The following is a 14,447-nucleotide window of genomic DNA, read 5'->3' on the forward strand; positions in this document are numbered from 1 at the left end:
ACTCTCTCCAATGGAGTGCTAATTCTTTGATTGTCTCCGGGAGGGACAGAAACACTTATGGCAAAGATCATTGCTTTCGATGAAGAGGCCCGCCGTGGCCTCGAGCGTGGACTGAACATTCTGGCCGACGCCGTCAAGGTCACGCTCGGCCCGCGCGGTCGCAACGTCGTCCTCGAGAAGAAGTGGGGCGCTCCCACCATCACGAACGACGGTGTTTCGATCGCGAAAGAGATCGAACTCGACGACCCGTACGAGAAGATCGGTGCAGAGCTCGTCAAGGAGGTCGCCAAGAAGACCGATGACGTCGCTGGCGACGGAACGACCACGGCTACCGTGCTCGCCCAGGCGCTCGTCCGCGAAGGCCTGCGCAACGTCGCGGCCGGCGCCGACCCCATCACGCTGAAGCGCGGCATCGAGAAGGCCGTCGCCGCTGTGACCGCCGAGCTCGTCGCCAACGCGAAAGAGATCGAGACGAAGGAAGAGATCGCGGCAACCGCATCAATCTCCGCCGGAGACCCCGAGATCGGCGCGTTGATCGCCGAGGCGATCGACAAGGTCGGCAAAGAGGGCGTCGTCACGGTCGAGGAGTCGAACACGTTCGGCACCGAGCTCGAGCTCACCGAGGGCATGCGCTTCGACAAGGGCTACCTGTCGCAGTACTTCGTCACCGACCCCGACCGCCAGGAAGCCGTCTTCGAAGACCCCTACATCCTGATCGTCAACAGCAAGGTCTCGAACATCAAGGACCTGCTGCCGATCGTCGACAAGGTCATCCAGAGCGGCAAGCAGCTGCTCATCATCGCCGAAGACGTCGACGGCGAGGCTCTGGCCACGCTCGTGGTCAACAAGATCCGTGGCATCTTCAAGTCGGTTGCCGTCAAGGCTCCCGGCTTCGGCGACCGTCGCAAGGCTCAGCTGCAGGACATCGCGATCCTCACCGGCGGACAGGTCATCTCTGAAGAGGTCGGCCTGAAGCTCGAGAACGTGACCCTCGACCTGCTGGGTAAGGCTCGCAAGGTCGTCATCACGAAAGACGAGACCACGATCGTCGAGGGAGCCGGCGACGCCGACGCCATCGCCGGACGCGTTCAGCAGATCCGCAACGAGATCGACAACACCGACAGCGACTACGACCGTGAGAAGCTCCAGGAGCGTCTCGCCAAGCTCGCCGGTGGAGTTGCCGTCATCAAGGCCGGAGCCGCGACCGAGGTCGAGCTCAAGGAGCGCAAGCACCGCATCGAAGACGCCGTGCGCAACGCCAAGGCCGCCGTCGAAGAGGGCATCGTCGCCGGTGGTGGCGTCGCCCTCATCCAGGCCGGCAAGACCGCGTTCGAGAAGCTCGAGCTCACGGGTGACGAGGCGACCGGAGCGAACATCGTTCGCGTCGCCATCGATGCTCCGCTCAAGCAGATCGCTCAGAACGCAGGCCTCGAGCCTGGTGTCGTCGCCGAGAAGGTTCGCAACCTGCCCGTCGGACACGGCCTCAACGCCGCGACCGGTGAGTACGTCGACATGCTGGCCGCCGGCATCAACGACCCGGTGAAGGTCACGCGCTCCGCGCTGGTCAACGCTGCGTCGATCGCCGGTCTGTTCCTCACCACGTCGGTGGTCGTGGCAGACAAGCCCGAGAAGGTTGCGGCTCCGGCCGGCGACCCCACGGGTGGCATGGACTTCTAAGTCCCACGTCCGACCAGACTCCGGTCTGAGTAGACAAGACACAGGCGGGCGGCTCCTTCGGGAGCCGCCCCGCAGGCGGCCGGTGCCGGCTACGCAGAGAACATGCGCATGTTCTGCAGCTCGACGTCGGCGTAGGTCTGTGCCGCCGCCGAGAGCGCCTGGGTGATCGAGGCGAGACTCTCTTCGACGCGGGTCTGGGTACCACGCCAGTCGAGCACGACCGCCTGGAACGCCACAGCCGCCTGGCCTGTCCAGCTGCCCTCGAGCGATGTCAGCTGGCCGTGCATGGCCGTGACGTCGGCCTGAATGCGCTCGATCGTATTGCGGATGGATGCGGCGCTCGCGCTGACGGCCTCGCTGTCGACCTGGTATTGGCTCATGATGGTGCCTGCTCTCTCGTCTCTGTTGCTCTGACGCCGATGAATCGATCGGCAGCTGCAACGGTAGACGCGAGCGGCTCCGGGTCAGACGGTCGGAGCGCCCTCTGTGGATGACTCGGAGGAGGCCTGCTCGACGAGGAGAGGAAGCGACACTCGGAAGGTCGCTCCTCCGCCGTCTGTCTCGAGAGCGCGCACGGTTCCACCGTGCGCGGCCACGATCGACGACACGATCGCGAGGCCGAGGCCGCTGCCGCCCGTCTCTCGGGTACGGGAGCTGTCGGCACGCCAGAAGCGCTGGAAGATCTTCTCGCGGATCTGGGGCGGGATTCCCTCGCCATGGTCGATGACGTCGACCGTGGCCAGCCGGTTGCGCTCGTCGACGCTGACGGCGAGTTCGATCGGGCTGTCGTCGGAGGTGAAGCGCAGGGCGTTGCCGATGAGGTTGGCGAGCACCTGGCGGATCTTGTTCTCTTCGGCCATCACCAGGGGCTGAATCGCGTTCTCATCTGTGGCGTGTTCGAGCTCGAACGAGGGTGTCACCGTCGCGGGCACGACGAGATCGTCCGATGAATCAGGCGCGGTCGCACCCGTTCGTCCGCTGCGACGGCGAAGCCGGGCGAACGCAGACGAGAACGGGATCGAGCCGGTCGCGGACTGGTCGGGCTGCGACGACGTGCCGTCGGCATCCTGCGCTCTCTCGGGCGCCACGGCCAGGGCCGGGTTGAACGTGATGACGGGATCGGACGGCCGCGAGGTCGAGACTCGGATGACGCGGCCCGGGCTGGAGGCCCGCGCGTCGAGGGCCGCATCCATGGCGATCGGAATGAGGTTGACCGGACTGAGCTTCAGCGGCTTGGTCTCGTCGAGTCGCGCGAGCTCGAGGAGGTCCTCGACGAGCGACCCCATACGGATCGCCTCCTTCTCGATGCGGTCCATGGCCTGGCTCACATCGTCGGGGGTCTGCAGGGCGCCCATGCGGTAGAGCTCGGCATAACCGCGCACGGAGACCAGGGGAGTGCGCAACTCGTGGCTGGCGTCGCCGACGAAGCGACGCATCTGCTCGATCGTTCGGGCTCTGTCGTCGAACGCCCTGTCGATGCGGCTGAGCATGGTGTTGAGCGACTTGTTGAGTCGACCCACCTCTGTATTCGGCGTCTCGACAGCCATGCGCTGGCTGAAGTCGCCGCCGTCCGCGATGGCGGCCGCGGTGCGTTCGACCTGCCTGAGGGGAGCGAAAGTGCTGGTCACGAGCAAGCGGGTGAGCATGGCACCGAGCACGACCACACCGATACCGAAGGCCAAGAAGATCGACAGGTAGGTGGTGGTCGTGTTCTCGGTGTCTTCGAGCGACTGGGCGATCACGAGCGTGTTGTTCGTTCCGTAGTCGTCGACCGGCAGAACCATCGCGACGGCGAGCCAATCCGCTGATCCCTTGGTGCTGTGCACCGTGAAGCGCGCGTCGGCCAAGGTCGTTGCCGTCGACATGCCGATGCCTGCGACCATCGGCGCCGGGAGCCCGGTGCCGCTCCAGTTGGTGACGATCGGCTGGCCGTTGGCATCGAGGAGGGCGACGAAGTACGTCTTCGGTGCCGAGAGCACATCGTCGAGGTCGAAGCCGCGCTGGTTCGCGTCGGGACCGAGAACAGACGTGGGCTCCGCATAGGCATTCTGCAGACGCACATCTACCTGATTCATCAGGTAGGTGCGCAGCACTGTCATGGTGCCGATGCCCGACACGACGAGGCCGAAGGTGAGCATCAGCACAGTCACGCCGGTGATCTTGTTGCGCAAGGAGATCGCGTTCCAGCGCCTGAGGATTATGTGCTGCATGTCGCAGATCAGATTACGCCAGGCGCCTGGGTAAACCGCCCTATGCCTTCGAGACCTTCAGCATGTATCCGAAACCGCGCTTGGTCTGGATGAGTGACTCCTCGGAATGCGCGTCGAGCTTGCGCCGCAGGTACGAGATGTAGCTCTCGACGATGCCGGCGTCGCCGTTGAAGTCGTACTCCCAGACGTGGTCGAGGATCTGCGCCTTCGACAGCACGCGGTTGGGGTTCAGCATCAGGTAACGCAGCAGCTTGAACTCCGTGGGGCTCAGCTCGATGGCCTCGTCTCCGACGTAGACCTCGTGGGTGTCCTGGTCCATGGTCAGTTCGCCGGCGCGGATGATGGCGTCTTCGTCGGCCTGCATCGTGCGACGCAGGATCGCCTTGATCCGCGCGACGATCTCGTCGAGGCTGAACGGCTTGGTGACGTAGTCGTCGCCACCGACGGTAAGGCCGGTGATCTTGTCTTCGGTGTCGTCTTTCGCCGTGAGGAACAGGATGGGAGCGGTATAACCGGATGCCCGCAGTCGCTTCGTAACGCCGAAACCGTTCATGTCGGGCAGCATCACATCGAGGATGATGAGGTCGGGTTCTTCCTCGAGAACGGCGGAAATAGTCTGCGCGCCATTGGAGACAGCGCGCACGGCGAAGCCTGCGAAACGGAGGCTCGTGGTAAGCAGGTCGCGGATGTTGGGTTCGTCATCGACGATAAGGATTCGGGGTCCAGTCATGAGATTAGTATCTGCGGGTATTCTGGGCGTTGTCTGGGAGTAGTTGGGGAACAAAAGTCAACTTTCCTGGGAGCCGTGCTATCGCACGTCGATCGTGCAGAGAGCATTACGATCGATCGGTGACTTTCGCCGCAACTCTGACAGACGACATCGCTCTCCGGCTCCTTCGCAAAGAGGATGCCGACGAGATAGCGCAGGCCTACTCCCGCAACCGGCAGCATCTCGAGCGGTGGGAGCCGAAGCGCACGGAAGAATTCTTCACGGTGGCGCACCAAGCAGGCGCGGCGGACGCACAGCTCGCGCAGTACGAGGCCGGAACCGGGTTGCCGCTCGTTCTCGCCGCCGGGGATCGTATCGTCGGCCGGCTGAATCTCTCGAACATCGTGAGAGGACCGTTTCAGAGCGCGAGCGTGGGCTATTGGATCGACGCCTCGCAGACAGGGCGCGGGTTGGCCACGGCGGCGCTGGAGGCGCTCATCGCTCACAGCCGTGATGCGATCGGGCTGCACCGACTCGAGGCGAGCGTCCTGCCCGACAATGCCGCGTCTCGGCGCGTTCTCGAGCGAACGGGGTTCGAACCCATCGGTGTCGCCCCCGCCTATCTGAACATCGCGGGTCTCTGGCAAGACCACCTGCTCACGCAGCGCATCCTGTACTGAGGCCCGCTCGTCAGAGGGCGGGCTGCGGGCTCAGTTCGTCGGCGTCGAGGATGGTGTAGCTGTAGCCCTGCTCGGCGAGGAAACGTTGCCGGTTCTGCGCGAAGTCCTGGTCGACGGTGTCGCGCGCCACGAGCGTGTAGAAGTTGGCCGACAGGCCAGACTCCTTCGGTCGCAGCAGGCGGCCGAGCCGCTGGGCCTCCTCCTGACGCGAGCCGAACGACCCCGACACCTGGATGGCGACGCTCGCCTCGGGCAGGTCGACCGAGAAGTTCGCGACCTTGCTCACCACGAGGATGGGCTCGGTTCCGTCGCGGAACGCTTCGTAGAGCCGCTCGCGTTCGGCCACCGGGGTGGCGCCCGTGAGAGATGGCACTCCGAGTTCCGCCTCGAGCTGCTGAAGCTGGTCAAGATATTGGCCGATCACCAGGATGCGCTCGCCGGAGTGTTTCTCGATGAGCCGCTTGACGACATCCAGTTTCGCGGGAGCCGTCGCGGCGAGGCGATACCGTTCGTCGTCGGCCGACGCCGCGTATTCGAGCCGCTCGTGCTGAGGCAGATCGATGCGCACCTCGAAGCACTCCGCGGGCGAGATGAAGCCCTGGGCCTCGATCTCCTTCCAGGGAGCGTCGAATCTCTTGGGGCCGATGAGGCTGAACACGTCGCCCTCGCGGCCGTCTTCGCGAACCAGCGTGGCCGTCAGGCCGAGGCGGCGACGGGCCTGCAGCTCGGCGGTGAGCTTGAACACGGGCGCGGGAAGCAAATGCACCTCGTCGTAGACGACGAGTCCCCAGTCGAGGGCGTCGAGCAACTCGAGGTGCGCGTAGGCGCCCTTCCGCTTGGCGGTGAGGATCTGGTAGGTCGCGATGGTCACGGGCTTGACCTCTTTGAGCTGGCCCGAGTACTCGCCGATCTCGTCTTCGGTCAGCGTCGTCCGCTTCAGGAGCTCGCTGCGCCACTGCCGAGCCGAGACCGTGTTCGTCACGAGGATGAGGGTGTTCGTCTTCGCGGTCGCCATCGCTCCCGCGCCGACGAGAGTCTTGCCCGCGCCACAGGGGAGGACGACGACGCCCGAGCCCCGTTCGAAGAAGTTGCTGACGGCGAGCTTCTGGTAGTCGCGCAGCGCCCAGCCGTCTTCTTGGAGCGCGATCTCATGCGGGGTGCCCGGCGTGTATCCGGCGCGATCGTCTGCGGGCCACCCGAGCTTGGTCAGTTCCTGCTTGAGCTGGCCTCGCGCCCAGGGGGCGACGGCATACGTGTCGGGCGCGCGTCGCTCGACCAGGAGCGGAGCGATCTTCTTGCCCGACGCGATCTGGCTGAGCACCGCGGAGTCGGTGGCACGCAGCAGCAGCCCGCCCTCCTCGTCGCGCTCGATGACGAGGCGGCCGTAGCGGGCCACGGTCTCCTCGATGTCGATCGAGACGGCCTGGGGAATCGGGAACTTCGAGTAGCGCTCGAGCGTGCCGAGGATCTCGGCGGCCTCGTGGCCTGCCGCTCGCGCGTTCCACAACCCGAGTCGCGTGATGCGATAGGTGTGGATGTGCTCGGGAGCGCGCTCGAGTTCGGCGAACACCGCGAGCTCGTGGCGCGCGCTCTCGGCATCGGGATGCGCGACCTCGAGGAGGACGGTGCGGTCGCTTTGGACGATCAATGGGCCAGACGGCATAACGTACGAGCCTACCGGCTGCCGGGCGCACCCTGCCCTGCCCGCATGGGGCTTGCGCGTTACGGGGCGGGCGCTACGGCGGTGATGTTGCGGAGGGGAAGCGTGCGTTCCACTCCGGCCTTCTCGTCGATCGCCCTGAGGCGGCCCGCCGCCAGTGAGAGCGGAGTCACCAGGAAGACCACCGTCTTGTCGTCGGGCATGCCGACGCTGACCGCGAGCGGGCTCTTCGCCTTGATGGCGACGTCGAGCTGCCGAGCGATCCACGCCTCGGGGGCGTCGCTGACCGCGTGAGCGGATTCACGGAGGCGTGCGACGAGGTCGACGAAGGGGCGCGGCTTCGGCGCGGGCGTCTTCTGCGAGACGCGGGCGCGCACCGGCGCGAATGTGGCCCCGGATGCTCGTTCGGCGACGATCGGATACCTCGCGTCGGAGATCATCCAGAACAGCGTCTCGAAAGGGAACCGGCTCGTGAGCCTGTCGCCGCCATCGTGTTCGAGGCCGAGCGAGGCGAGACCGTGGTCGACCGCGAGCGTGCTCAGGAGCGCGTCGTCGTCGCTTCGCACGTAGCTGCCGATGCCGCGCAACTCGTCCTCGGGGCTCGCCGCACCCGCCCGCAGCCTGCCGTAGCGCGAGCTGGCCTCGGTGACCAGATACTCGACGGGCTGAGGAACGCCGGTGAGCGAGACAGAGCGGAAGAACGACAGGATGCCCTCGGCCGTCTCGCCCTCGGCCAACGCTCGGGTGACGCTCGCCGCAGAGATGCGATAGGTGGATGCGAGGCCGCGGCCCTCGATGTCGGCCAGCGTTCGCAGCCGCACATCGACGTCGGGAGTCAGCGGTCCTGGAGCGATGACGGTGAGGTCGTGCTGAAGGTACACGTTCGACACCTCCGACGGCAGAAGCGCTGCTGCCACGTCGGAGAGCGGCTCGGTGGTGTTGTCGAGAAGCGCCCGAGCGGCTGCTCCCGGATATCCGTTTGCAGTGATGCCGAGATACTCGGCGCTGTCGAGTACGAAGGCGACTCGTCCCCGCAGCGCATCTCCGCCCGCCGGGTAGAGGTAGGCGATGGTGCGCTGGGCGTCGGCGCCCCACGGGCGGCGACTGCGCGAGCGCAGTACCTCTCCGATGTCGGTCGCCAGGGCGTCGAGCCACGAGGTCGCCAGGGCGATCCAGCGATCTGCCGAACCCTTGAGCAGCCAGGGCAGCGCCTTGTCGGTCGCGGTCCACAGAAGATCGTCGAGAGTCACGAGACCGGCTCGGCGCGCGATGCGCAGCAGAGCGTCGAGGTCGTTGGGCTCGATCGACAGAGAGGCGAGCAGCCTCTTCGCGTCGGGGGCTGCGACGCCACCCTTGGCGAGTTCCCTCACGGGAGTCGCACGCAGTTCGTGCAGGAGTTCGGCGATGCCGGCGGTGGCGGTGAACGCGCGTTCGGCGGCCATCCGGTCACTGCTGTCGCGCTGCGGTGCGCGGTCGGTGTCCTCCGGTGCAGGCTCGTTCGCGAGTTGCTCGGCCGACGGCAGGCCTCGGGCCGGCCACGACTCGAGAACGCGGGCGACGGCATCCAGGGGCCCGCCCGGCGTCTGACCGTCGGTCAGAAACAGTCGGTCTGCCGGCTCGAGATCGGCCGGGTCGGTGTCGGGCGACGGATGCGCGAGGGCCGCGAGAGTGCGGCGGGGGAGCGTGGCGAGTGCGGCGTCGACGGCGGCCGGGTCGAGGAGCCGGTCGGCGAGATCGAAGAAGTCCTTGATGCCGCGGGCATCGGACAGACGTGTGGAGACGAGCGCGACGAGCGCGTCGTCATCCAGAAGCTGGAGTCGACCGGCGAGAGCGAGAGTGTCGCTCATCGAGGCTTCGGTGCCTCCTTGGCGCGGCGGCGGAGATTCATGAACAGCAGCACGATGATGAGCACCAGTCCGATCGGGAGGCCGATCAGCGGAAAGATCACGACGACGGGCCAGACGCCCTGCGACAGCGCCTCGCCGCGCACTCCCACCAGCGACGCGATGAGGAACGACGCGAAGCAGAGCAGCGACGCCCCGATGATGCCGGCGATCATGAAGGCCAGGATGCGCTCGCTTGAGCGAACCGGCTGTGTCTGATTGTCTGTCACACCCCTAAGGATACGGTCTCCGCGCAGGCCGGTTAGGCTATCGTGTGCCCGCCAGCCACGTGGCGGCCAGTATTCACACAAGGAGATCCGCGAATGCCTACCGGCAAGGTCAAGTTCTACGACGATGAGAAGGGCTTCGGCTTCATCAGTTCCGATGACGGCTCAGAGGTCTTCCTGCACGCGTCAGCCCTGCCCGCCGGTACGACGGTCAAGGCGGGCACCAAGCTCGAATTCGGCATCGCCGATGGCAAGCGAGGCGCCCAGGCCCTCTCGGTGCGCGTTCTCGAAGCCCCGCCCAGCCTCGTGAAGCTCAGCCGCAAGCCGGCCGACGACATGGCGATCATCGTCGAAGACCTGGTCAAGGTTCTCGACGGCATCGGTACGAACCTCAAGCGGGGCCGCTACCCCGACACGGCGCACAGCCGCAAGATCGCTGCGCTGCTGCGCAAGGTCGCCGACGAATTGGACGCGTAGACACCGGTGCAGCACTCCGACCCCACCCCCGACGAGTCGTCTGACGACCAGGTCGAGGGCGAGACCGTCGACACAGCGCCCGTCTTCGAGGCGGATCCTGTTCTTCTGGCGGCCGTCGATCAGGCGCGCGCGGCGCTTCTCGAGATCACTCCGGCTTCGACGATCGGCGCGGTCGTCGGGCACACCGCTCACGACGAGCACGTGCTGAGCCTGCACTTCGCGTCGCTGATGCCCGGCTACCCCGACTGGCACTGGACCGCGACGCTCTCACGGATCGACGCCGACAGTGAACCCGCGGTTCTCGAGACCGAGCTGCTCCCGGGTGAGACCTCTGTTCTGGCGCCCGAGTGGACCCCATGGTCGGATCGCCTCGAGGATTACAAGCTCGCGCAGGAGCACGCCGCGGCGCTCGCGGCGGACGAAGACGACGACGATGAAGACGATGTCGACGACGACTCGGACGATGAAGACCTCGACGACGACGAACTCGATCTCGACGACCACATTCTCGACGACGACGTGCTCGACGACGCCGTTCACGAGCAGGCTGAGGCGGCCGTTCTCGACGCGTCTGTTCTCGTTCGCGGCGACGACGCACCGGCCCCGGCCAAGGCGGAGCAGACGGTCGATGTCGACGAAGAGGGCCTCACCGTGGTCGAACTCGACGACTCCGAGCCCCGCTCGAGCGTCTACTACGACGAAGACGCCCCCGAAGACCTGCGCTGAGCCGCGCCGCTCCGGAGCTCGTCGAAGGGGCGGCATTCGGCGAGCGAGAACGCAAACGGGCGGAGATTCCGCGGGTCCGACGCTCTATGCGCGTCGGATACCCCGAATCTCCGCCCGTTCTCTGCGTTCGGAGCGCTAGAGGTTCTCGACCACGTACTCGATCGACGAGATGAGTGCGCGCACGTCGGACGGCTCGATGGCCACGAAGGTGGCGACGCGCAGCTGGTTGCGGCCCAGCTTGCGGTAGGGCTCGGTGTCGACGATGCCGTTGGCGCGCAGCACCTTGGCGATGGCGGCTGCATCGATCGCGTCGTCGAAGTCGATGGTGACGACGACCTGCGAGCGGTGCTCGGGGTTCTCGACGAAGGGGCTCGCGTAGTCGACAGAGCCGGCCCAGTCGTAGAGCGCGCTCGACGACTCCGCGGTGCGAGCAGACGCCCACTCGAGGCCGCCGTTGCCGTTGATCCACTCGATCTGGTTGTCGAGCATCACGAGGGTCGCGATGGCGGGGGTGTTGAGGGTCTGGTTGAGGCGCGAGTTGTCGACCGCGTTCTTGATGCTGAGGAACTCGGGGATGTAGCGGTCGGACGCCGCGATGCGCTCGACGCGCTCGAGGGCGGCGGGGGAGAAGAGGCCGAACCACAGGCCGCCATCAGACGCAAAGTTCTTCTGCGGGGCGAAGTAGTAGACGTCGGTCTCGGCCGCGTCGAACTGGATGCCGCCGGCTGCGCTGGTCGCGTCGACCACCGTGAGAGCGCCCGCGTCGCCGTGAACGCGCTTGATCGGTGCCATCACACCGGTGCTGGTCTCATTGTGCGGCCAGGCGTAGACATCCACGCCCTCGACGATCTCGATCTCGCTTCGTGAGCCGCCCGGTGCGTTGATCACGTGGGGTGCCTCGAGCCACGGGGCCTTGGCCGCCGCGGCGAACTTCGAGCCGAACTCGCCGAAGGTGAGGTGCTCGCTGCGCTTCTCGATGAGACCGAATGCCGCCGCGTCCCAGAAGGCGGTCGATCCGCCGTTGCCGAGAACGACCTCGTAGCCCTCGGGCAGCGAGAACAGCGTCGAGAGTCCCTCGCGCACCGATCCGACGAGGTTCTTGACCGGCGCCTGACGGTGCGACGTTCCCAGTAGAGAGGCCCCGCGCGTGGTGAGGTCGACGAGCTGCTCGGGGCGAACCTTCGATGGGCCGCAACCGAAACGACCGTCGACGGGCAAGAGGGCGCTGGGAATTGTCAGTTCAGGCATGATGTTGAGTCTAGTGAGCCGAGCCTTACCCAACGCGTCCAAACGTTATGGTGGAGGCGTACGTGCGCAACTTCCTAAGGAGTGATCGTTGGCCGATCTCATTGACACAACGGAGATGTACCTCCGCACGATCCTCGAACTGGAGGAGGAGAACATCATTCCGCTGCGCGCACGCATCTCTGAGCGCCTCGGACACTCCGGCCCCACCGTCTCGCAGACCGTCGGCCGCATGGAGCGCGACGGCCTCGTCGTCGTCTCGGGAGACCGCCACCTCGAACTCACCGGCACCGGTCGCACCAAGGCCGTTCACGTGATGCGCAAGCACCGCCTGGCCGAGCGCCTGCTTAGCGACGTGATCGGTCTCGACTGGGAGTACGTACACGAAGAGGCATGCCGGTGGGAGCATGTCATGAGCGAGCAGGTCGAGCGGCGCATCATCGAGATGCTCGACCACCCCACCGAGTCGCCGTACGGCAACCCGATCCCCGGTCTCGACGAATTCGGCGACGCTCCCTCGGTTCCCTTCACCCGCGGTGTCGTGAACCTGCTCACCCTCGTGCACGGGGCCGTCGGGCCGCAGACCAAGACCATCCGCCGTCTCGGCGAGCCCGCGCAGGTCGACCCGGAGCTGCTGCTGCAGCTCAAGCAGTTCGGCGTCGTTCCCGGAAACACGGCCGCGTTCTCGCAGGTCGGTTCGTACATTCTGGTCGAGGTCGAGGGATTCGCCGAGGGGCTCGAGCTTCCCAACGAGGTCGCGGGTCACATCTTCGTCGGCATCTGATTCGCCTGCTCCGATCCTGTTTGTGCGCTGGAGGCGCGCTGTCAGGTGACCGGGTCAGTGTGACACGGGGGTCGGATTCGCATACCCTCGAACAGTTCCTGCTGCTCGTCAGAGCGGCGGAGCTCCGGATCAGGATGCGCCCTCCGACTGTCTCCTGCACTACCCGGCCCCGTTTTGCGCCAAGACGGTCGGACACGTCTGCCAGTCATGGCATCGAAGGATACTCAGCCCCGTGGTCGAACCCGCCGAATCGCAGAAAGACGCCGAGAACACTCGCCGCCGCCGCGATTCACGGTCGACGCAGCCCGCGGCCGCACTGAGCCGCCGGCAGCTGCGTGATCGGGAGCAGGCAGAGGCCGAAGCCGAGGCTCAGCACCGAGCTGCTGCCGCACAGGCGGCCGCCGGCCTGAGCCGTCGAGAGCGGCGCGAGCGCGAGTACGAAGAGCGTTACGCCACCAGGCGCGATGCGCCGGCCGCTGCTCCGGATGCCGTGGTCGCCCCCGACTCGGACGTTCCCGCCGAGCGTGTGACCGAGCCAGAGCCTGTCGTCGAGGCTGTCCTCGTCGAAGAGCCAGAGCCTGTAATCGAGCCAGAGCCAGAGCCAGAGCCAGAGCCAGAGCCAGAGCCAGAGCCAGAGCCAGAGCCAGAGCCAGAGCCAGAGCCAGAGCCAAAGCCTGAGCCCGCACGCGTTGCACCCACGTCGAGGCGAGCCCGCCGTGCGCGGATAGAGACGCCCGCCATCGAGATCGCGGCGACCCCCTCCGTCGAGGTCGAGAAGACGCCGCTAGCGGAGGCCGAGGAGGCTCCCGTCGTCGCCGAGGAGCTCGAGGCGGAGCCATCCGCAGAGCATGCGATCGACGAGCGGATGCTCGCGGTCGCCAACCTCGAGACGGTGCCGCTCGAGATCGAACTGGTGGCGCAGCATCCGATGCTCGAGATCGAGACGGCCGAGCACATCGCCGCCGAGACCGTGATGAGCGCAGAGGTCGACTTCGCCGAACATCACGTCGTGATCGAGCCGAGCACGGTGAGCACCGAGATCGACATCGTCGCGCCGCATTCGGCTTCCGAGGTGATGTCCGCCCTAGCGACAGCGGGCGACGACGCCCCCGTGCGTCCCGTGCCGATCGCCTCTCCGCGCATCAGGCGCTCGCTTCCCGTTGCAGAGCTGCTGTCGTCGTCGAGTGGCACCTTCGTGTCGCACGCGCGGTCGCAGCCGATCAAGCGACGCATTCTCGCGGGCTTCGTCATGATGATCGCTGCTCTGTTCGTCGTCTCGATCTCGATTCCCTCGCTGGGCTTCGCGAGCCCGTCGGACTTCGCGGCCAAGCAGACGCCCGGTGACGTCACCGACAGCCAGAATCTCTCTGTCGGCGAAGGCCCGGCGCTCAACGCTGTGCGCGACGACTTCTACGCCGAAGGCGCCCCCGGCTCGCTCTACTCGACCACGAACAGCTACGTCTCGAAAGAGTCGCAGAAGCTGGCTCAAGAGCTGATGGCCGCTGTGGCCGCGGGCAAGCTCAAGGGGTCGGTGCCCGATCACATCCCCGAGATCCAGGCCCTGGCCGACGGCATCGTGAAGCCGGACTGCGGCATCGACCTGCGCATTCTGCAGGTGATGGTGATCGCCGTGCGCACTTTCGACACCGTCGCCGTGAGCGACATCAACCGCAAGTGCACCGGCCAGATCGAGGGCGCGGGAACCGGGTCGTCGCACTACATCAACGGCGGTGGCCACGCCGTGGACTTCTATCTGATCAACGGTGCCTCGTTGCCCGGCGCAGACCAGAACACGGTGAAGTTCGCCGAGGTGCTCGACCCGATCATGCCCTCCGGTTCGAACCTGGGTCAGAGCGAGTGCCGCGCGTCTGCGGGAGTCTCCCTCAACCTCCTGAATTTCAAGGAGTTCCCCGACTCGTGCACCCACATGCACATCGACGTGGGTAGCACGACAGGTGCCTTGAACGTGAACCTCGACAGAGACTTCAAGTAGCCCTTCGCGCTGAGCTTTTTTCATTCCCGCCGTTACCAATCCGTTAAATTCGGTGTCATTTAGGTGACAAATAGGTAACGGTCACGTAGCATCGGACGAGTCCAGACAGCCGGAGCATGGCGAATGGACCGTTCCAAGACACCTCTTTCCCCGTCTCTTGGCATGTATACCCCGCA

Annotated in this window: 13 protein-coding genes; 6 read left to right on the forward strand and 7 right to left on the reverse strand. The window is 66.0% G+C overall.

Going from position 1 to position 14,447, the window contains the following annotated elements:
* Positions 1 to 57 precede the first annotated feature (57 nt).
* On the forward strand, positions 58 to 1,677 hold the full coding sequence (gene groL / locus ASF79_RS14145) for a chaperonin GroEL (RefSeq protein WP_055777748.1): 1,620 nt from the start codon (positions 58 to 60) through the stop codon (positions 1,675 to 1,677).
* Between the two features lie 89 nt (positions 1,678 to 1,766).
* Here the strand turns inward: groL and ASF79_RS14150 are convergent, their stop codons facing one another.
* The 3 genes from ASF79_RS14150 to ASF79_RS14160 all read right to left on the reverse strand — a co-directional run bounded on the left by ASF79_RS14150 (position 1,767) and on the right by ASF79_RS14160 (position 4,617).
* Positions 1,767 to 2,057 (reverse strand): WXG100 family type VII secretion target, encoded by a 291-nt coding sequence (locus ASF79_RS14150; protein ID WP_055777745.1) that lies wholly within the window; start codon positions 2,055 to 2,057, stop codon positions 1,767 to 1,769.
* 84 nt (positions 2,058 to 2,141) lie between these two features.
* A complete protein-coding gene (locus ASF79_RS14155) occupies positions 2,142 to 3,887 on the reverse strand; it encodes a sensor histidine kinase (RefSeq protein ID WP_055855837.1) in 1,746 nt (581 codons plus the stop codon).
* Positions 3,888 to 3,927: 40 nt separating this feature from the next.
* Positions 3,928 to 4,617, reverse strand: coding sequence for a response regulator transcription factor (locus ASF79_RS14160; RefSeq protein ID WP_055777739.1), 690 nt, complete (start codon positions 4,615 to 4,617; stop codon positions 3,928 to 3,930).
* A 119-nt stretch (positions 4,618 to 4,736) separates the two neighbouring features.
* On the opposite strand from ASF79_RS14160, the gene ASF79_RS14165 reads away from it, so the two are divergent.
* Positions 4,737 to 5,276, forward strand: a complete 540-nt coding sequence (locus tag ASF79_RS14165) for a GNAT family N-acetyltransferase (protein ID WP_055855839.1) — start codon at positions 4,737 to 4,739, stop codon at positions 5,274 to 5,276.
* 10 nt (positions 5,277 to 5,286) lie between these two features.
* Here the strand turns inward: ASF79_RS14165 and ASF79_RS14170 are convergent, their stop codons facing one another.
* Genes ASF79_RS14170 through ASF79_RS14180 form a run of 3 tightly spaced genes read right to left on the reverse strand, consistent with a single transcriptional unit; the run spans position 5,287 to position 9,049 of the window.
* Positions 5,287 to 6,939 (reverse strand): DNA repair helicase XPB, encoded by a 1,653-nt coding sequence (locus tag ASF79_RS14170; RefSeq protein ID WP_055855841.1) that lies wholly within the window; start codon positions 6,937 to 6,939, stop codon positions 5,287 to 5,289.
* A gap of 59 nt (positions 6,940 to 6,998) precedes the next feature.
* Positions 6,999 to 8,783 carry a helicase-associated domain-containing protein gene (locus ASF79_RS14175; protein WP_055855844.1) on the reverse strand — a complete coding sequence of 595 codons (1,785 nt, stop codon included), beginning with the start codon at positions 8,781 to 8,783 and terminating at the stop codon, positions 6,999 to 7,001.
* Positions 8,780 to 9,049: a hypothetical protein gene (locus ASF79_RS14180; RefSeq protein WP_055777727.1), complete on the reverse strand. Its 270-nt coding sequence runs from the start codon at positions 9,047 to 9,049 to the stop codon at positions 8,780 to 8,782. Before ASF79_RS14180 ends, ASF79_RS14175 begins: the two co-directional genes overlap by 4 nt.
* A gap of 93 nt (positions 9,050 to 9,142) precedes the next feature.
* Between ASF79_RS14180 and ASF79_RS14185 the strand changes: the two genes are divergently transcribed.
* Both ASF79_RS14185 and ASF79_RS14190 read left to right on the forward strand, forming a co-directional pair.
* Positions 9,143 to 9,523 (forward strand): cold-shock protein, encoded by a 381-nt coding sequence (locus ASF79_RS14185; protein WP_055777724.1) that lies wholly within the window; start codon positions 9,143 to 9,145, stop codon positions 9,521 to 9,523.
* Between the two features lie 6 nt (positions 9,524 to 9,529).
* Entirely contained in the window at positions 9,530 to 10,249 is a 720-nt protein-coding gene (locus ASF79_RS14190; protein ID WP_055855847.1) for a DUF3027 domain-containing protein, read from the forward strand.
* Positions 10,250 to 10,384: 135 nt separating this feature from the next.
* Here ASF79_RS14190 and serC read toward each other — a convergent pair whose 3' ends face one another.
* Positions 10,385 to 11,497 carry a phosphoserine transaminase gene (serC, locus tag ASF79_RS14195; protein ID WP_055855850.1) on the reverse strand — a complete coding sequence of 371 codons (1,113 nt, stop codon included), beginning with the start codon at positions 11,495 to 11,497 and terminating at the stop codon, positions 10,385 to 10,387.
* An 88-nt stretch (positions 11,498 to 11,585) separates the two neighbouring features.
* Here serC and ASF79_RS14200 point away from each other — a divergent pair, with 88 nt between their 5' ends.
* Together ASF79_RS14200 and ASF79_RS17565 are read left to right on the forward strand one after the other, a co-directional pair.
* The gene (locus tag ASF79_RS14200) at positions 11,586 to 12,278 is read left to right on the forward strand and encodes a metal-dependent transcriptional regulator (protein ID WP_055777714.1); all 693 of its coding nucleotides are present in this window, start codon (positions 11,586 to 11,588) and stop codon (positions 12,276 to 12,278) included.
* Positions 12,279 to 12,510: 232 nt separating this feature from the next.
* Positions 12,511 to 14,271, forward strand: a complete 1,761-nt coding sequence (locus tag ASF79_RS17565; RefSeq protein ID WP_055855853.1) for a hypothetical protein — start codon at positions 12,511 to 12,513, stop codon at positions 14,269 to 14,271.
* Positions 14,272 to 14,447: the final 176 nt, after the last annotated feature.

Source organism: Agreia sp. Leaf335 (genome assembly GCF_001423605.1).
Classification (GTDB): domain Bacteria; phylum Actinomycetota; class Actinomycetes; order Actinomycetales; family Microbacteriaceae; genus Agreia.